Annotated in this window: 13 protein-coding genes; 6 read left to right on the top strand and 7 right to left on the bottom strand. The window is 58.9% G+C overall.

Going from position 1 to position 18,406, the window contains the following annotated elements:
• Positions 1–250: 250 nt before the first annotated feature.
• Positions 251–1,123 carry a hypothetical protein gene (locus ACEWQZ_RS05620; protein ID WP_476482090.1) on the bottom strand — a complete coding sequence of 291 codons (873 nt, stop codon included), beginning with the start codon at positions 1,121–1,123 and terminating at the stop codon, positions 251–253.
• A gap of 2 nt (positions 1,124–1,125) precedes the next feature.
• Positions 1,126–2,379: a hypothetical protein gene (locus tag ACEWQZ_RS05615; protein ID WP_476482089.1), complete on the bottom strand. Its 1,254-nt coding sequence runs from the start codon at positions 2,377–2,379 to the stop codon at positions 1,126–1,128.
• Between the two features lie 104 nt (positions 2,380–2,483).
• Between ACEWQZ_RS05615 and ACEWQZ_RS05610 the strand changes: the two genes are divergently transcribed.
• The 4 genes from ACEWQZ_RS05610 to ACEWQZ_RS05595 are packed head-to-tail and all read left to right on the top strand — an operon-like array spanning position 2,484 to position 5,443.
• Positions 2,484–2,960: a TIR domain-containing protein gene (locus ACEWQZ_RS05610; RefSeq protein ID WP_476482088.1), complete on the top strand. Its 477-nt coding sequence runs from the start codon at positions 2,484–2,486 to the stop codon at positions 2,958–2,960.
• Positions 2,890–3,600 (top strand): Nmad2 family putative nucleotide modification protein, encoded by a 711-nt coding sequence (locus tag ACEWQZ_RS05605; RefSeq protein ID WP_476482087.1) that lies wholly within the window; start codon positions 2,890–2,892, stop codon positions 3,598–3,600. Before ACEWQZ_RS05610 ends, ACEWQZ_RS05605 begins: the two co-directional genes overlap by 71 nt.
• A complete protein-coding gene (locus tag ACEWQZ_RS05600; protein ID WP_476482086.1) occupies positions 3,597–4,739 on the top strand; it encodes a hypothetical protein in 1,143 nt (380 codons plus the stop codon). Before ACEWQZ_RS05605 ends, ACEWQZ_RS05600 begins: the two co-directional genes overlap by 4 nt.
• Positions 4,740–4,747: 8 nt before the next feature.
• Positions 4,748–5,443, top strand: a complete 696-nt coding sequence (locus ACEWQZ_RS05595; RefSeq protein WP_476482085.1) for a uracil-DNA glycosylase — start codon at positions 4,748–4,750, stop codon at positions 5,441–5,443.
• 344 nt (positions 5,444–5,787) lie between these two features.
• Here ACEWQZ_RS05595 and ACEWQZ_RS05590 read toward each other — a convergent pair whose 3' ends face one another.
• From ACEWQZ_RS05590 to ACEWQZ_RS05580, 3 genes are all read right to left on the bottom strand, one after another.
• Positions 5,788–6,558 carry a hypothetical protein gene (locus ACEWQZ_RS05590; RefSeq protein ID WP_476482084.1) on the bottom strand — a complete coding sequence of 257 codons (771 nt, stop codon included), beginning with the start codon at positions 6,556–6,558 and terminating at the stop codon, positions 5,788–5,790.
• 1,113 nt (positions 6,559–7,671) lie between these two features.
• Positions 7,672–12,762 carry a site-specific integrase gene (locus ACEWQZ_RS05585; RefSeq protein ID WP_476482083.1) on the bottom strand — a complete coding sequence of 1,697 codons (5,091 nt, stop codon included), beginning with the start codon at positions 12,760–12,762 and terminating at the stop codon, positions 7,672–7,674.
• Between the two features lie 683 nt (positions 12,763–13,445).
• Positions 13,446–14,678 (bottom strand): choice-of-anchor Q domain-containing protein, encoded by a 1,233-nt coding sequence (locus ACEWQZ_RS05580; protein ID WP_476482082.1) that lies wholly within the window; start codon positions 14,676–14,678, stop codon positions 13,446–13,448.
• A gap of 241 nt (positions 14,679–14,919) precedes the next feature.
• Here ACEWQZ_RS05580 and ACEWQZ_RS05575 point away from each other — a divergent pair, with 241 nt between their 5' ends.
• Positions 14,920–15,735, top strand: a complete 816-nt coding sequence (locus ACEWQZ_RS05575; RefSeq protein ID WP_476482081.1) for an alpha/beta hydrolase — start codon at positions 14,920–14,922, stop codon at positions 15,733–15,735.
• Between the two features lie 13 nt (positions 15,736–15,748).
• Here the strand turns inward: ACEWQZ_RS05575 and ACEWQZ_RS05570 are convergent, their stop codons facing one another.
• Together ACEWQZ_RS05570 and ACEWQZ_RS05565 are read right to left on the bottom strand one after the other, a co-directional pair.
• A complete protein-coding gene (locus tag ACEWQZ_RS05570) occupies positions 15,749–16,069 on the bottom strand; it encodes a branched-chain amino acid transporter permease (RefSeq protein WP_476482080.1) in 321 nt (106 codons plus the stop codon).
• Entirely contained in the window at positions 16,066–16,752 is a 687-nt protein-coding gene (locus ACEWQZ_RS05565; RefSeq protein WP_476482079.1) for an AzlC family ABC transporter permease, read from the bottom strand. The genes ACEWQZ_RS05570 and ACEWQZ_RS05565 overlap by 4 nt, the downstream gene beginning before the upstream one ends.
• Before the next feature lie 126 nt (positions 16,753–16,878).
• On the opposite strand from ACEWQZ_RS05565, the gene ACEWQZ_RS05560 reads away from it, so the two are divergent.
• Complete coding sequence (locus tag ACEWQZ_RS05560) at positions 16,879–18,378, top strand: MFS transporter (RefSeq protein ID WP_476482078.1); 1,500 nt, start codon at positions 16,879–16,881, stop codon at positions 18,376–18,378.
• Positions 18,379–18,406 lie beyond the last annotated feature (28 nt).

Below are 18,406 nucleotides of genomic sequence, written 5' to 3'. Positions count from 1 at the left end.
GGCATGCGAGCGGTATTTTGTAACCGAAGGCGGTCGAGCGAGATGCCACGCCAGCACCGCAGGGTGGGCGGGCAAGGCACATCCTGGTCCAGAGCCAGAAGAACGGGCTGCTTAACAAGTGACGGGACAAGAAGCCGGACTGGAAATCTTGCGTTCAGAACCTGCCTAATTTCAGCGGCGTCACGGCTCGCCTTCATTTGCAAACGCAAAACCTTCCACGTCGCTCATCACGATCGACACGGCTGACCTACTATTTGCCTTCGAACGGCGGCAACAAGCGCCCCATACCTTTGCCGACGAGCGCCGCTATTTCGCTCGGGCGATAGGATGCGGCTAGCAGACGGTTCTCGTCCTCACTCAAACCGTTTTCGAAGCCGTCCCACTTCGCAGCCGCGACAGCTTCTTCGACCCGTTCAAGGCCTTCGAGAAGCCGTTCGTCTGGCGCAGGCGCATCATGTGCCGAAGGAAACCATTCCGCGTAGTCGGGACGCAATTTTCGAATGACATCCAGTGTCGCGCCGCCAAATCCTCCAGCCAAATAGAGCGGCTGCCTGCGTTCCAGAGCAAACAGTACCTCTTCAAATATACCCGGCATAACCCCTTGGAATCCGGCGCGTTTGCCTCCGATGACTATGCGCGCACTTGTGTTTGTCGTCATGTAAGTCCGCAAGCCCGTCAGAGAGCGGGCGCGCACTTCGGCTGGCGGATCGTCGATCACCGGTTCATCAACTGGACCGTCAAGCCTGTCCCCTTCAGGCGAGAGAAAGTGTATCTCGCCGAACAGCCCAAGCAGGTCTTTTTGTTTGGCTATCTGCTCCGGCGTCATCCCCCGATGAACCGTCCAGGCCAGCCAGACTTTGAGCGGACGGTCGCGCCGCCCGTAGCGGTGTAACTCTTCGATAAGGAATTTCGTGATGCCGCCGGGTTGCAGATGCCCGCCATAACAAAGCGAGCCGCCCGCGATGATCACCGTGCGGGCCAACTCTCCGAGCGTCATCCAAAAATGCGCATCCAGTAGTCCGAGCCGGTCAAGATCGGGACTGTCGGATACGGACAAGCCAAGCTGTTTGCCATGCAACGCGTCCGCCGGGAGCAGGCCGGCCCTTTGGTTTTCTGCAGTCATTGCTACCCCCCTCTCGTGGCAAGCTGGCGCGGGGTCATGATATCGATCTCCCGCCCAAGGCGGGTCGTTCGCGCATAGCTCATCAGCACATCCCGCTCTTCGGGCCCCAGCGGCGGATCGGGATGCAGAATCCGGACAGTGTCGTCACTAGCCTCCTCGCCGTTTTGCGCCAGATAGGCATCGATCCAGCGAGATAAGGTCAGCGGTTCGGGCGCATGCGGTGCCCACCAAGCAACATCGAGTTCGGGGCGCTCGTGCGCAAGATCTTTTTGGTGCAGCCAGAGTACGCGTTTCAGACATTCATCGACTAGGAGATTGAGGGCGCGATAGACGTCCTGCCGCTGCCAGCGCCCATCCACTCTCCTGACTGCGATCCGCGGCACATGGTCCATCAGAAACGAGCCGCGTTCTTCACCAAGGCCGATGGCGTCCATCATAATCACCGGCATGCCATGCGTTTTCCCGATAACCACCTCGCGCTGACACCATTCTCGGCTGGAATACAGGTCCGTGCGCAGCGCGAGCATTGCGCTTGTAGCGGATTTATCGCGCAGTTCCTGATCCCAATCGGTGCCCGGTTGCAGATCATTGGCGTCGAAAAACTCGTTCAGCCGCGTATTGCGGATAACTTCCCGCACCAGATCGATCAGGATATCGACATCTTCACCTTCCCCCTGGCTATGCCTCTTTGTGTGGCTAATGAACGCCGTCAATCGATCCATTTCATAGGGCGATAGCAGCTGCGCTAGCCCTTGCGTCAGGTCGCGACAGAGCATGCTCTCGACGTCTTCACCGTTCCGGTCGGGATTGCCTGCTGCGACGAACTGGAAACTGCCCAGAACATCCTGAAGCTTTGTACCCTGCGTGGCGCCTGCATCCAATGCGTAGGGGAACACGCAGACGCGTTCGGGCGATGCTTGATGCAAGTCCCGGATCGCATTCACATATCCATGCCACTGTGTGTTCTCGTTCTCGACGCAAGCGGCCATTTCCGTGCCGAGCAAGGGGACGACAGCCACGAAGCGGGCCGGCCTGATACCGTTCGGCGCGGCCCGCCCTTCGGCATAGACAGGTCTGGGCGCGCTGCCCGAACCTTCCCACCCCGTGCTTCGCAAGGATACCTGTACACCGCCGCCGATCACGCCGGAGAAGGTTGGCCCCTTCATGAAGTGATTGAAGATCGTCTCGGCGAAGCTTGCGCCTCGTTGGTCGTCCGGATGCCAGAGCACGAAGATTTCAAGGATGGGCGGTAGCATCTAACTCCTTTCAGTTGCGGGCATTCAGCCTCGAAATTTGAGCATATATGAGGTAGCCTGCAAGACGAGATGCCCTATATGGTCAAACTACGAAAATAGCACCGATGAGCAACAAAACCAAAAATGTATTTATCAGCCACGTCCACAAAGACGACGATGGCCTCACCGACCTCAAAAGGTTACTCAAAAACAAGGGCATGGATGTGCGTGACAGTTCGGTTAATCTGGATCGTCCGAACAATGCGAAATCGCCGGACTACATTAAATCCGAGATACTTGCGCCCCGCATCGATTGGGCCAGCACTATGATCGTCTATATCTCGCCGGAAACCAGGAACAGCGAATGGGTGAACTGGGAGATCGAGCGGGCGCACAAGCAGGACAAAACGATTGTCGGCGTTTGGGAGCGCGGAGCTAGCGGGTGCGAGCCTCCCGAAGCGCTCGACGAATACGGTCATGCGCTTGTTGGATGGAACGCAGACAAGATTATTGACGCTATCAATGGGGATTATGAGCAGTTTGAAACACCGGACGGTGCACTGTGCGAGCCCCGATCCATTCGCCGACATCCATGTGGATAGCCAGGGTGCCGTGCCAGTCCTTTATAGCTATATTGTTGCCTATGACAGCGGCTTCGCACCGAATCCGTTCAATGGATATTGCACCTTGGCAACCTGCAAGCCGGAGATTAGAAAATGCGCTGCGATTGGCGATTGGATTATCGGCACTGGAAGCAATAGGGCCGGCATCCGCCGGGGCGGCTTTCTGGTCTACGCGATGAGGGTGCAGGAAAGCCTGACATTTTCTGAATACTGGAATGATCCGCGCTTCGCCCGAAAGAAGCCCAGCATGTTCGGCAGCTACCGGATGGCTTGCGGGGACAACATCTACTGTCCCACGGACTGCGGCGACTGGCATCAACTGAATTCCTACCACAGCAACGCTGACGGAACGCCGTATCCCAAGCACATAAAACGCGATACGTCCGTAGACCGCGTTCTGGTCAGTGAAGACTTCGTTTATTTCGGAGCCGAAGGCCCAGCAATTCCGGACGAGTTCAAAGCAGCAGGGATCGTGTGGGCCGGACGGGGGCACCGCAAGGTTGTAGATAGGGATGCAATAGCAGCGTTCGAAGCATGGCTTGATGAACTGGGGGTCCGGGGATACCAAGGCAGGCCGTTCGACATGGTGGAGGCCGCGAGGAAGAGAGAGGAAGAATGAGCGAATCACCATCCAGTGCACATGTTTTGCTGAGCGAGTACGAGCAGGCCATCGCGCCGACGGATCGCTTTGATGACTCCGAATTTACGCCGATCTTGCTGGGGTTGTTTGGTGAAGTCGGAAGCGTGATGAGCACGTCGAAAAAGCTCCACAGGGAAAAGACTGCGTTCACGGGGTTTCAGCAAGATGTCGAGGAGGAGCTTGGTGACACGCTCTGGTATGTTGCTGCACTTTGCAGGCGTCTGGACGTGAAGCTTTCGGATATGTTCGCACAGGTTCTGGACGAGGACGGCTATGCCGTCAGCATCGCCGCTAACGCTGATCCAGCACACCCGGTCGCGCAGGTCATGACTGCCAAAAATATCGCGCCGCTGGACTCCATCCTGCTGCGGCTGGGCGAGCATGCGGCTAAAATCCTGAGCCTTGACGTCAGTACCGATACAGGCAAAGATCAAGTGCTCGGCTTCGTCCGGGTCTATATTGAAGCTGTGCAAGCCGCCCATGTATCCTTTGCCGCGGTTCTGCGCAACAACATAGCAAAAGCCTGCGGTCGCTTCATCGCGCCGGATGCCGATGATCTGCCCGATTTTGATTTGGGCTTTCCCGTTGAGGAACAATTGCCGCGCAATTTTTCGATCGAGATATCCCAGCGGGCCGATGGCCGCAGTTATCTGCGGTGGAATGGCGTCTTTATCGGCGACCCGCTATCGGACAATATTGCCGATGAGGACGGGTATCGATTTCACGATGTCTTCCACTTTGCTAACGCTGCGATCCTGCACTGGTCGCCGACATTCAGAGCGCTGATCAAACATAAGCGCAAGAGCTGCAAACACGCCGATAAGGTCCAGGACAGCGGACGCGCTATTGTTATCGATGAGGGGCTATCAGCCTATATCTTTTCCTACGCTAAATCCGTGAATTTCTTCGAGGACCAAAACACGGTGCCCTTCGACTTGCTCAAGGCCGTACGAAATTTTGTGCGCGGCTACGAAGTCGAGGCCTGCCCTCTTCATCTTTGGGAGTACGCGATATTGCAGGGCTACGAGGTGTTTCGTGAAGTACGAAAGAATAACGGCGGCGTCATCATCGGAAATCGTGATGAACGCACACTGCGCTTTAAACCAGCCGGAAATTAGTAGCCATTATGAGTATAAAGGGAATTTTCAGGGCGTTAGAAGATATTCGGTTTGAGAACACCTTTAACCCTTATTATGAGCGGTGCCCCGTCTATGATGCCTACGACGCACCGGCGCTACGGCGACACTACCTCGCAGAAATGTTGGACCGTGCTGCCGACGCCGAACTGGATTCAATCTGGGTCGGACGTGACCTCGGATATCGTGGTGGTCGACGAACTGGTTTGGCGCTTACGGATGACGTGCATTTCGCAGACCATTTGAAGCGTTGGGGGTTGGGCGTGCAGCGTCCAACCTACGGCAAACCTGTCGCAGAGCGGACCGCTGCTGCCGTCTGGAACGTCCTGCTGCGCGTCGGCGTACCGGTCTTTCTTTGGAACGTCTTTCCCCTTCACCCCTTTATCGAGGGTGAGCCGTTTTCCAACCGCGCACATAACGCCAAGGAGCGCAAGGCTGGAACCGACGTTTTGATCAAGATGGTCGAGTATCTACGACCAAAACGGATCATCGCAATTGGCAACGATGCCTACAACGTTCTGTCCGGCGTTTTCACCGAAGATTTCGTCTACAAGGCAAGGCATCCAAGCTATGGGGGGCAGAACAAGTTCCTGGCTACGATGCAGTCACTCTATGCTACGCAAATGGCTGCACGCGAATCAGATCTGTTTGGCCATATGCCGAAAACGGGCCTTAACTCCCGGTAGCCATTACCGCGTACGTCCGCTTTCGCGTTCGAAGCCCAATGTTGGTCCATGCGCGGCAAGCTGTCACTTCCCGATTACGCTGCCAAGGCTGCGGACTCGTATGTCCGGCCACGCTGCGTTTCGACCCTATACGCAATGCCGCGCGGAGCTGCTTCCCATTCCTGCCAATAGCATGACAACGAAATCAGACCCCATGGATTTCCGCAAAGAGTGCCGCCGGCCAAGTACGCGAGACTGGCGGTTTCATACTCGCAATCTCCCACATTGGGGGCGGTCCTAATCAGGGGGTGCGGTCAAGGCACCGCACACGAGCGGATTGTGCTGCCAATACTGGTCGCATGTAGCTACTCATCCGGCTCCTCTTCTTCGTTCAGAATCCGCGTGATCTTGCGGGCATCTCTAGTGATGGAAGTCTTCTCCACTTGTGCTTCCACGCGTACGGGCTCACCAATTGGCAGTCGGTCTCGATGACCATCGCCCGGATCATACAATTCACCCTGATCGCTGACGAGAGTGCCATCTGAGTCCTGAGAGACGAAGGTTACAGTTAATTTTTCAAGCGTGTATTTAACTGGTGGCTTTAGCAGCCGTTTGGCCTCGCGCTGTGCCTCATTTGACGCAACTGTACCCGTCACGCTGAGTTTTTCGGATGCTAGCACTACGGCGGCTACGATCGGACTTTGCTCGTTTTGTTTAACCAAATCCTCAGCCGCTCTATGGAGCGCCTCAAACTCAGCCTTTGGCCGCCCCACTTCCAGGCCCTTGGTAACTGTTGTGACTGGGTCATCAAGATAATTGAGGGCATGTTCGACGTCTTTCGACGCCGCCGCATAGACGCGCTGGGACTCCATACAGTCCAATTGTGCGTCTGGCAGGCTGGTGATCTGGAACCGCAGGAGCCCATCTACGTATTCGGCATCATCTGAGAGACGATATGGTTTTTTGGCCAATGCGGTAGCGAGGTACTGCCTGATTTGTTCGGCAAGAGTGATCACCCCGAAGTGATAAATGGTCCGAGGGCCAGATTCAGTTGAAAGCTGGGATATTGAAATCTGTAGGTGGACTTGCTGACCGTCAGACTCGGGGGTGGGGCTAGGTAGTTGATCGGCTTGCATGGCGCTCTCTCCATAAATGTGTCAACACTAGTGCCCATGAGCCATTAGCCTCGCCACCTATGCGCGAGGCAAAAGACATCTGACCGCCTTGCCACTGATTGGGGCAATCCCCTTTCGGCGCCACTCAATATGCTGGAGCGGCGTCTAGTGCGGTCGCAGTCAGGGGCTTGGCAGTCACGCTGCAACCGGGACCCTAATATTTCTCGGGCCACTGTTTCTTGTCTGGTCGGCGCCAATTTCCTTGCGCACTCGACCGATGTCTCCTACGGATGGCTCATGGGACTGACCACATCCATGGAGTTGCTTCGGTGGAGGCAGCGTAGCCGCCTCCACCATTTGAATGCGACGCACAGGGCGTCGCGTTAGCCCAAATCTATCGCAGTCAAGGGGATCACGTCAAGCTAACCTGAGCGGGTGTTAACCCAAAGCGGTAATGTCCCCTTTCCACAAAGTAGTTGAAGTGCCCCTTTTTGTTCTGGCAAGGAGCGGGGCCATGGATCGGAAGACGATTGTCATGAGTCACAGGGAGGTGGGCCGGGTTGGTGTGATCTGGAACGTGGTTGACGGCGCGCTGATCCAGCGCGAGGCGGCGCTTCAGTATTAGACGACAATTACTTCGGGCGGCCGGTGGCACCTATTCTGTCCGGTTGCCACTAAGCGTGGCCGCTTGTTCAACTGACCCGGGAAGGCGTTTCGGATGGCGGCCACCAAGCAACAGGTCAAAGTATTCATGTACGGGAGAAGGTCAGGCAAGAGCCAGATTGCCGCAGCGGTGAAGGCAAGGGCCTACCGACTCAGAGGCCCTCTCTTGACGGTGTGCGAAGACTTGGTTGGTTGAGTGACCATCCTCAGCAAGGGGCGAGCGCTCCCCTTCCGGCTCCTGGAAGAGAGCGGGCCGCCCATCCCGATTGAGGACGGAAAGTCCGTCCATGCTGGGTTGATCAGATCAGACAGCAGCAAGCATCCAAGCCCGCCTACAAACCGACACCTGATCATCCCTGGAGAAGGACCTAGTCCGACCGCATCCCCTGAATGCGAAGGGGACATTTCTACTTTGGGTTGGCAGCAAACCTGAGCGGTGCACGTAAGTGGACGCGGGGCTAGAAGGTGGATTTAATGAAGAAGTTGCGCCTGAAGACGAAAAGCGCCCAAGGCGCCGACAACAACGTCAGCAACTGCCAACGTAAAGGCCAGTTCATGATTGACGACGCAGTCATCGCTAATAAATGAAACGACATAGAGAAGGCCTTCGTGTTTCCTATCTATGCCTATCGACGAATAATGATTAAGTAATTTCTCGGCGGTATCGATCAGCTTTTCATCCCAAAGAAATTTGGCTCGATCGCTCCGGTTAGCCGATAATCGCCAGCCGCGCAGCAGGCCTAGAATGCCAGGATTCTGCCTCAGTTCAGCTTCGGCCCACAGGGACTGCAACACCTTTGATCCTGCCCGCCAACGTGGATAATTGCTATTTCGAGCGTTCCCGTTTGGATTTCCGGGAACCAGCGCGATGCCGGTATTGATCGCCTGCCTCCGATCCTGCTCTAAAAGTGTTTCGACCTGTAAGGTTGTTAGGCCAATCGATTGCTGAACCGCAGCAACGGACTTGCCTTGAGCCATCAAATCGACGGCGGTGCTCAACCGGGGCAGTCGAGAGCCAATTGGTCCGGGCAGCTCGTGCTTGTCGAGCGCTTGAGGCGCGCCGGAAGCCCCCCGCCTACGACAGCAGCGGTCCAGGAAACGAGCGACATACTCTCCTTTCCAGCGCTGCGATAGATTGTCCACGCCAGACGTAGAAATTCCCATTGCCGCTGCATCCCTTCTCTTGTCCGCGCCCCCGTGTAGACTCCGCTGCGCCGCAATAGCTGCTGCAAAGGGCATGTGGAAGTAGCAGGCTGCTCCGGTTCGCGGTCGACGATGACCGATTTGTCCGGTCTCAAGCATTAGATGCCTGGGTAGACATGCTGAGCGGTTCACGGTGTTTGCGCCGCGTCCGGGTTGGTGTAGATCCTCCAGACGATAGCCAAGTAACAACTCAATAAAAACCTGGCTCACCCGAGAATGGCGCAGGTGGTGGCTGCTTACTTGGTTATTTATTGCTTTCATTGTGGGCGTGTACCATGATCGCAGGGTAGCCGTTCCGACGAGTTTGTTTTGCAGATCGGAGAAGACGTGCTGGTTATGAAAACGGTCCAAACCGATTCGATCGTGTTCGGCATTTAGCCAACAATTGAATCTCTGAATGATGTCGGGTGCCAAGCCTATCCCTGCATCCACCAAGCGCCTCGCCGAAGGTGTTTTCAAGCGTCGATAGCCGTTTGGCCGCAGGATGAGGGCGATTTCATTGCCTAACCGAATGACATCCTTGTGCTTCAACCCTGCTATTTCGTTGATTCTGGCGCCGGTCGCGGCGGCGAGTGCGAAGCATAGAAAGGCCTGGGTATGTAGCCTAAATTCAATTTGCGAGCCTATGGGGTGAGATTCCGGGGCACAAAGCCACTGCAGGTGGGACGACATCAGATCTCGTTCCGCGGGTAGCACAATCTGATTGGAAACGTTTCGGTTCTCAGTCTGTTTAGTCGCAAACTCACGGAAATTTGACGCATCAATCGACTCGAACCTGTGCGCACTTACAAGGTAGTCGTGAAAGCTCAGTATTTGAGTGCAGACATCTGCCTGCTTATTTTCAGGCAGTTGGGCAAGCAGGTCCAGATACAGGTCCTCCAGGTCTTCTACAGACAGCTCTTTCAATCCCCCGCGCCCCACCGAACCGACTAGTGGCAAGGCGACTTTACCAAAGTATTTTCCGACCGTACTCCAAGAAAGATTTCCCTGCCCGCGCAGCTTGGGTCGTCGTGCAAGATGCCCCAGCCAGCCTGCGAGAAATCGGACGACGGAATCATATGCCTCATCATTTTCCCAGCACTGCAATTCCTTCAGAAATTTATCGCGTGCCGGCTCGTACTGCTGGAATTTCAGATCAATTGTCTCTCCGGTGATAGGGAGAGGCACCTCCTTGTCCGAGTCGGGGATCAGTGACCGCAGAATTCGGACCTGAGCGTCAATCTCATTAATCCTCTGAGTTCGCTGGAGAGACCAATTTTCTATCTCCGGAACATGACCGGCTTTGCCTAGGGCGCGATACGCTGGATCAAGGAGGCTCCTCAGACGATCTGGCGGGAGGGAAACGGCTCCCTGCTCAGGATCCAGAATGGTTCTGAACAGCCCGGGCATCTCGACGCGGTTGGCCACGCGAACAGTCTGCAGGAGCGCTTGGATTCCCTGCCCCTGCCGAAGACACCGCTTGGGCAGGACGGATTGAATTGCCTCGTCCAGAATCGGCTCGGCATTCTCCAGCGAGTCATCCAGGCCTCCGTAGATCCGCCTCCACCTGCTATAAGCAAGGGCGGCCGCACCGTGGAGGCCTACTGTCGTTTCAGCCTCGGGCAGGTGGACCAGGAGCGAGTCCGGACTGGCCGGAATGCGTTCCACCTGCGCGGATGCCAAAAGCAGGCCCCAGACAATGCCCAGATCATCCACCTGGCCAAAAATGCAGACGGCCAGTGCAACCTTACCCAGCTGCCATCGAGAGTCTTCGAAGCTTTCCTTTTTATACGGACTAGATCGGAGTTCGCAGAAAACCTCTCTCAGCGCCCGGACCTGCTTGGTTGCTCGGAATATCCCTTCGTAAAAGGGTGACTCGTCCGGCAGCGGACGCATGCGGTAAGCGCCACAGTAGGGCCCTGTGTACTTTCGTCGCTTTCTCAGCCATTCAAGGGCATACGCCAGCTGATTTACAAGGGCGATCTGTAATGCCCGATTATCCCCTGCCTCCTGTTCCATCATGCCCAGCAGCGATTCCATCTGAGACTGCTCTAGCTCAGCCAGCAAGAGATTCACAAGTTCTGTTGGTTGTTTTCGATCGCTGGCGGGCCAGTCCAGAAGCTCCTCTTTCCGCTTCTGCCTTTGGCGATTGAAGCGAAAACATAGCGCCTCGCTCAGCGGCGGCGCGATTGACCGTGCCTTTTCGACCAGAATTTTCTCAGCCGCACTCTTGAGAGGCCGAAGCTGCGCACGAAGCTCGTTACGGAAACGATTCCGAGCGTCGTTAAGTTTTTTGCGAACACGCACCGAGTGGGAGTGCGTGACCCGCAGAGGGCCAGTCTCGGCCCAGCTGTCCGGCAAATACGATGCAGGCTCAATACCATTCCTCCTTTTCCAGCCCTGCTCTTTGAAGATATGGTCAATCAGAGGCCCAATCTCATGCGCGAGATCGATTGGAAAAGTCGGGCTGTCAGGGGAGAAGGGGTAACCAGCCACGTCCTGATGGCCAAGCTGAATATGGATCCACTCAGGTGAGAATCGCAGCTCACGGCCCCGGCTGGCCAGGTAGTGGCGGCCAAAGTTGGGCTGGAGGGCACGCCACTGGCTCGGCATCATGTCACACCATGAAGCAGCACTCCACTGCTGCACCTCACCGCATACGTCCAACTTGAAGATGAGCGGACCGGTTCCTTTTAGGATCCTGCGCAGGCGAGCTATTGAGGGGGCCGGAAGGTTTTTGCAGCCAAGCAGGCCATGCAAGTGCCGGATGTAGCGATCCAGCTGGTTGCTGACCTCCTTGCCAATGGCAACAAGCCGAGTGAGATGCGCTGGATCAATATCCTTGTCGGAAAATAGCCCCAGCTGCCGGTTTAGATCAAAATCATGAATCGTGAGCCTGAAGAGCGCCTCATTGGGGCGATGCCCTACGACCGACACGAGAAGGCCAGCAAGGTGAGCCGCCATTGTGTTGTGTACGTTTGCTACCTCTTTGGGCGTCGCACTGCTGGGAGAGGGCTTTCCGGCATGCAAGCTGGAGCCGATGGTGGCACAGGCGCTTTTGGCACTCGACGGCACTGGGCAAAAAGCGCTGCCAAGACGAGATTGTCCCGTAACCTCGGACTCGTTCGCTTTTTCAGGGTCATCACCGAAATGCAGCCACATTGCTCGGCGATAAATTCGGCGGAGCACACCTGCATCAAAGCTAACGTAGTGCAGCGGGGCTAGTGATCCACCGAATGTATCCCTGGTCAGATGCATTACCGCCACCAAGTCATTGCATTCCTTGAAAAGTAAGGGAGCTGCGGTACGGCGTAACCGACCCAGCGTGGCTGCGGTCAAACCTACAGAATCTGCAATTGCGCGCAAGAGGGGGTAGAGTTCAGGCAGCAGCTCCGTAGAAGCGAAACCCGAAGGGAAATTGTGACGGAACTCACGCAGACGTGATGCGAGCGCCGGCGGCAATGGGATACGTAGATAGCGATCCTGATCAAAGACAATGCTCTGGCTCTGATCATCCTGTCGAGGTTTGGGATGTGGATTGAATGCGGGGGCAACCAGCTCCTCGCAGCTACTCGACAAGAAGGGAGCATCCCCATCGGAATGGCCTTCAGTGGCGAGAATGGCGACGGTACGCTCTTTCGTTAACCCAGTCGCGAACATCATTAGCAGGGTCAGCAGTAAGCTAACCCCGCTCGCATGTCGGTCCCTTATTGCCTTGTCCAGGGACTCATTAAGGGCGGGAAGCAAGGCTTCGATTTCCGACTTCGTAAGCGCGTCTGCATGGTACGTGGAGAGAAATGTATTGCCCGAATAAATTGCCTGGGTAGTCGAGAGGCGGCGGGCAAAGGGGTCCTCAATGACCGCTAAGTCCTGGGCCGGTACGCGCCCCAGGTCCGTGAGGTGGTTGAACGATATCTCTACCGAATCCTCCTCCGGAGCATCCTCAATCGAGTCTGGGGAGGACCGGAGCCGCAATGTGATCGAAACGTCTGGTGTGTCGTCGTCGTCCCTCTCCCAGCCCTCGGTTTTTCGTTCGCGCGTCTCCGGCCTTTGGGGGGCGGGCAAATCCCGGAGCAGGGGAAGAATGCCGTTTTTCAGCACACGGAGCAGGTCTTTGTCCGGCTTGGCCGTGCGCGCGGCTTGAGTTGGTGGCAGCCGATCAGGATGCTCCATGTAATCATAGAGCGCGGCGGCGTAGGCCAAGGGGCTAGGTTGATCTTCGGCCGCCCGGAGGAAGGCCTCACGAGACTGACGCACGTTGACGAAGTTGAGCCCCCTCGCGAACCTGGCTAGCTCTGCGAACCCTCTCTCTGCACGAATATCCGGTGAGGCACTCTCCGGCTGGGTCGAGTGCATGGCTCGTAGCGCCAGCGTAAGCATCAGGGCCTTCGGGGCACGGAGCCAGGAATCTCTTGTGGGAGCTATCGCCAGGGCAGCCTGGGCCGGATACTCGTCTACGTACTCCTTGGGCAGCTTGTCTGGGGGCGTGGGCCGGAGGTGGTCGACCAGCTGGGGTAGCGCTTGCAGTTGAGGGATGTAATAGCGGAGCTCCCGCCCCAGCCAAGGGCATGTGTCGACCAGCTCCTGAACTCCGACTGCGATGGATGGCAGCCAGTGGACCTCCGAGGGCGGCACTATGCGGGCCAAGGCAGCATAGACGTCCGAGTATCGGTTACCGCCGGCTAGATCCGCGTACCGGTGGGATGGCTCCGGGACACTGGGCATATCATCAGCTGTTTAGTGCTTGGGTCGGATTATGCGTGGGTTGGGTTCTTTTTACAATCATGCACGTTTTAGTGGTTTTCTATGACAGTGGGTGGCGCCTACAGAATAAAGCAACGAAAACCGCCCTAAAGTGACCTGATGAAAATACTGTTATCAGGGGCCTAGAGGGGTGATATAGATAATCTGGCACGAATTAGCGTCATTTGGAGCAGCAGTTCAAAAGAGCATTCATAATGCTGGCGCCGTGAGACTGTGCGTCTCACGGCGCCTTTCGTGAACGGCTTGCGGCTGCTGCCTCCCTGCATCATCGGTTTGGCGCAACTGTGCATTCGTCCGAATCACTGCTCGAAGCGATCCTCGAAGACAATCCCGCCTGATTGCCCGGCAACCAGCTCGACGGCACCGATGTCGCAGGCCGTGCCCTGCGGGCGCGCAACGCCGCGCTGGTCTGTGGTCGGGCAAGCGTTGTCGTCGCCGGCGTCGATGGCTGATCCGTCGGCGTCGGGCAGCATGGTGTGGGTGGAGCCGCCGTTGTCCTGCAGCGGGCCGAGCATGGGGTCTGCATCCAGGTTGCCGCCCAGATCATCGCCCAGACCCGAATCCCAGCTGCTGCTGCCGCCCGAGCCCTGGATCACGCTGTGGCTGATCCTCGGGGTTGCAGCGCTATTGAATATCTCGCTGCCGGCAATCGCGGCGGTGTTTCCCCACACGATCACGTTGGTGAGCTCGGGCTTGCTGCTGCCGTTGTCCTCGCCCTGGTTGTACATGCCACCACCTTCACCGGAGCTGTTGTTGCTGAAGGTGACGTTGATCAGGGCGGGGCTGCTGCGGCCGGCCTTGCCGTTGTTGTACATGGCACCGCCCTTGTTATCGGCGTTATTGCCGCTGAAGGTCACGTTGATCAGAACGGGGCTGCTGGCACCACCAGAACTGCCATCGTTGTACACGGCGCCACCGAAGTCAGAGGCGCTGTTGCCGCTGAAGGTGATGTTGCGCAAAGTGGGGCTGCACTCATGAGTCGCGCCGCCACCGTCACAATACAAGCCGCCGCCGTAACCGGCTGACGGCAAGGCACCGTCGGCATTGCCTCCCTCGATGGTGAAACCGTCGATGACGGTGTTGTTGGTAATGGGGTCATTCCTGGTGGTGCCATCGACCCGCAGCACGTGGTAGCTGTTGTCGGCCGAATCATTGGGGTTGCCGATATTGCCCGACAGGACGGTGGGGCTGGCGTCAGGATCGCGCTCGTCGCGGCGGGTCTCCGTACCGGCAAAGCCACCGTAGAGCTCGAGCTCACGCTCGACCCTGAAGCTGGTGTTGCGTTCAACGCCGGGCTTGTAGCTCTTTCCGGCCTCGGACTTGACCCAGATTTCGCCGCAATCGTCATCGGCCAGCGCGGTCGGGAGATCCATCGCGTCTGCCCAGCTGCTGCCGTCGCTGCCATCACTGCCAAGAAACGTGACCCGACACACCGCGGCCTGCACCGACAGGCTGCCCGCCAGAAGCATGAGCGACAAGGCCAGACGGCCGCCGAGCGCCGCGCCCGAGGCGGTGCGATTACTTCTCTCCATCCTGAGCATTCTTTTCTTGACCTCTCGTGAGCTATTGATCACGTGCGCAATTTTGCGCCGATTGATTGAAAGCCGGCACAATCTATCACAGCAAAATCGAAGCCGCCACGGCAGAAATGTCCTCTTCCGCCCGCCGGACAGGCCGGCGCTGCCCCGGCAATCGGCTGCGCATGAGCAATAATGGATGGGTCCGTTCCGGGCAACGATCCGGGCCCGTCCGCAAGCATGGAGGAGCGCCTTGTTGATTCGACTGCTGATGACGCTGGCCGCTGCTTACGGCGCCGTGCTGCTGCTGATGTTCCTGTTCCAGCCGCGCCTGTTGTTCCTGCCGAACCTGCCGGGGCGGGCGCTGACGGCGACGCCGGCCGACATCGGGCTGCGGCACGAGACGGTCGCGCTGCGCACCGACGACGGTCAGACGCTGCACGGCTGGTGGCTGCCGCACCGCAGGCCGCGCGCCACGCTGCTGTTTTTTCACGGCAACGCCGGCAACATTTCCCACCGGCTCGACAGCCTCGAAATATTTCACGATCTGGGGCTGGAAGTGCTGATCGTTGATTACCGCGGCTACGGTCGCTCAAGCGGCACGCCGTCGGAAGCCGGCCTGTATCGCGACGCCCGGGCCGCCTGGCGCTGGCTGACCGACGAGCGTCGGATCGCACCGGAGAACATCATCGTCTTCGGTCGCTCGATGGGCGGGGCGGTGGCCAGCGAACTGGCCGCGCAGGTCACGCCCGCCGCGCTGATTGTGGAGTCGACGTTCAGCTCGGTTCCCGACGTCGCCGCCGGGATCTACTGGTGGCTGCCGGTTCGCCTGCTTGCACGCCTTGAATTCAACGCCGCCGACCACATCGGCCGCACCACGCTGCCGGTGCTGGTGATCCACAGCAGGGACGACGAAATCATTCCCTTCGAACACGCCCGGCGGCTGCAGCAAGCGGCCGGCCAGCGCGCCACCCTGCTGGAGATCGGCGGCAGCCACAACACCGGTTTCATCGACTCGCGCCCGCGGTATATCGACGGCCTGGAGCAATTCATTGCCGCGAACGTTGACTGAGCCGCCGGCCGGGTTAGCGCATCAGCAGAATGACATACAGCGCCGTGCCGGCGGCGATGCTCAGCAGCGGCTGGCGCAGACGCCACTGCAGGATCACGACAACGAGGATGGCGAGCGCTTCGAGCCAGGGCAACCCGCCGCGATCGTGAGCATGCCCCCAAGCGGTGTGGACCACCAGCAGCACCATGATTGCCAGCGGCAGGTTGTTGCCCAACTTGTAGACCACGCGATGGCGCCGAAGCCACGGGCCGGCGGCAAACGGCAGCGCTCGCAGAACAAAGGTGATCAGCGCCATGCCGACGATGGCGACCGTGACATAGACGATATGACTCATGCGCCCCCTGCCTCGGCCGCAGGCCTGGGTCGCAGCAGCACGGCGGCCACGCTGATGGCAATGGCCACCGTCAACGCGTGGTCAGGTGCCAGCCACAAGGCGAGCGCATAGCTGCCGATGGCCGTCCACATCGGCACGAAATCCTCACGCGCGCGCCACTGCTCGACCGCCAGCACGGCAAACAGCGCCGCCAGGGCAAAGTCGAGCCCGTCCAGACCCAGCTGCAGCCGGGTACCCAGCAGCGCGCCCAGCGCGGTTCCGAGCACCCACCACAGATGGTTCAGGGCGGCGATCAGGGTCATGTGGCGCGCACGCGCGGACTCGGGCAGCGAGACCAGCAGCGACCAGGTTTCATCGGTGAGCGTGAAAACGATATACCAATAGCGCCAGCGCGAGGTCGGCATGGCCTGCAACAGCGACAGCCCATAAAAGACATGGCGCAGATTGATGACCAGCGTGGCAAACAGGATGGCCGTTACCGGCAGCCCCGCAGCCAGCATCGGTACCATCATGAACTGGGCTGCACCGGCAAAGACGATGGCGCTGGAGAGCACGGCCAGCCAGGGCGCCCCGCCGGCCTGGACGAACAGCAGGCCGAACACCAGCCCGAGGGGAATATAGCCGACGGCTACCGGGGCCGTCAGGCCAACGGCCGACAGCCGGCGTTGATCAGAGGTTTGCATGGGCAGCAAGAATATCAGGCCGGCCGGGTTCAAGGGGCGCGGGGTCGGGGCAGATGCCGCCGGGAGCAGCGCGGCAATCGCTACAATGTTAAGTCACCTCCCGCCACCCTTGCTTATGAGCCGCTGTTGAGCAACCCCAAAGCCCATCATCTCGACCGCGCCACGCCGCTGTACGCGGTGACCATCTCGGATGCCGCCCGCTGGCGAATGCTGCTGGTGCTGCTGACCGCAATTTTCATGTCGCTGATCAGCGTGAGCATCGTCAACGTGGCCATCCCGTCGATTCAGGCGGACCTGGACGCCTCGCTTGCCAACATGCAGTGGGTGCTGTCGGGCTATGCGCTGACCTTTGGCGTGGTGCTGGTGGCCGCCGGCCGTGCCGGCGACATCTTTGGCCGCGGGGCGATCTTTCTGCTGGGCGTTGCCGTATTCACCGCCTCATCAATCGCCGCCGGGCTGGCGCCCGACGCGACCTGGCTCAACGTTGCCCGCTTTGTCCAGGGCGTCGGCTCGGGCCTGCTCAACCCCCAGGGCCTGGGCATGATTCAGCAGTACTTCCGCGGCAGCGAGCGCGGTCGGGCCTTTGGCTACCTGGGTACCGCCGTGGGCGTATCGGTGGCCATCGGGCCGGTGCTCGGCGGGCTGGTGATCGAACTGGGCGGCCCGCAGCTGGGCTGGCGGCTGACCTTTCTGGTCAACGTGCCCATTGGCATCATGGCCATGATTCTCGGCTGGCTGTGGTTTCCCAGGCCGCTGCTCCAGCGCGGCGGGCAGCCAGCCGCCGGGCAGCAGCACAAGGCCAACCGCGGGCTGCGCTCGCTCGACCCCATGGGCGGACTGCTGCTGGGTCTGGCCGTGCTCTCGATTCTGTTCCCCTTCGTCGAGTCGCGCAGCGCGCCGTTGACCTGGCTCTTGCTTCCCACCGGCGCCGTGCTGTGCTGGCTGTGGGTTCTGTGGGAGCGACGCCACGCGCGCAAGGGTTTTCGGCCGATGGTGGATCTGCGCATTTTCTCGACGCCGAGTTTCGCCAACGGCACCACCATCGTGACGCTGTATTTTCTGGGCATGACCAGCATCTGGGTGCTGGTGGCGCTCTACACCCAGCAGGGTCAGGGCATGACCGCGCTGCAGTCGGGCCTGTTCGGCATGCCCGGAGCATTGCTTTCAGCCTGGGCCGCGCACTGGGCCGGCGCACGCGTGGCCCGCTGGGGCCGCAAGCTTGTCATCGGCGGCCTGTTTATGGCGCTGTTCGGGCTGATCCTGTGCATAGCCGTAATCTATTTGCACGAGCTCGGGCTGATCAGCGTCTGGTGGCTTTTGCTGTCGCTGGCCTTCATCGGCCTGGCGCAAGGTTCGATCATCAGCCCCAACCAGGCACTGACGCTGGCCGACGTGCCGCTGGCTTACGCCGGCAGCTCGGGCGCGGTGATGCAGACCGGCCAGCGCATCGGCGCGTCGGTGGGCATTGCCGTGATCACCGCGGCGGTCTTTGCCGCGCTCAAGGTGACGTCGTGGTCGTATGCGGTCATGGTCGGACTGGCGCTGATCATGGTGGTGGTACTGCTGGCCCTGGGCGTTGCCTTCAAGGACCAGCGCGAGCGCAGCGTTGCCCGCCACAAGCCGTGAGCCACACCCCGGGATTGGCGAAACCGGC

The organism is Wenzhouxiangella sp. YN1 (assembly GCF_056324145.1).
This window is presented reverse-complemented; position numbering and strand designations above follow the sequence as displayed.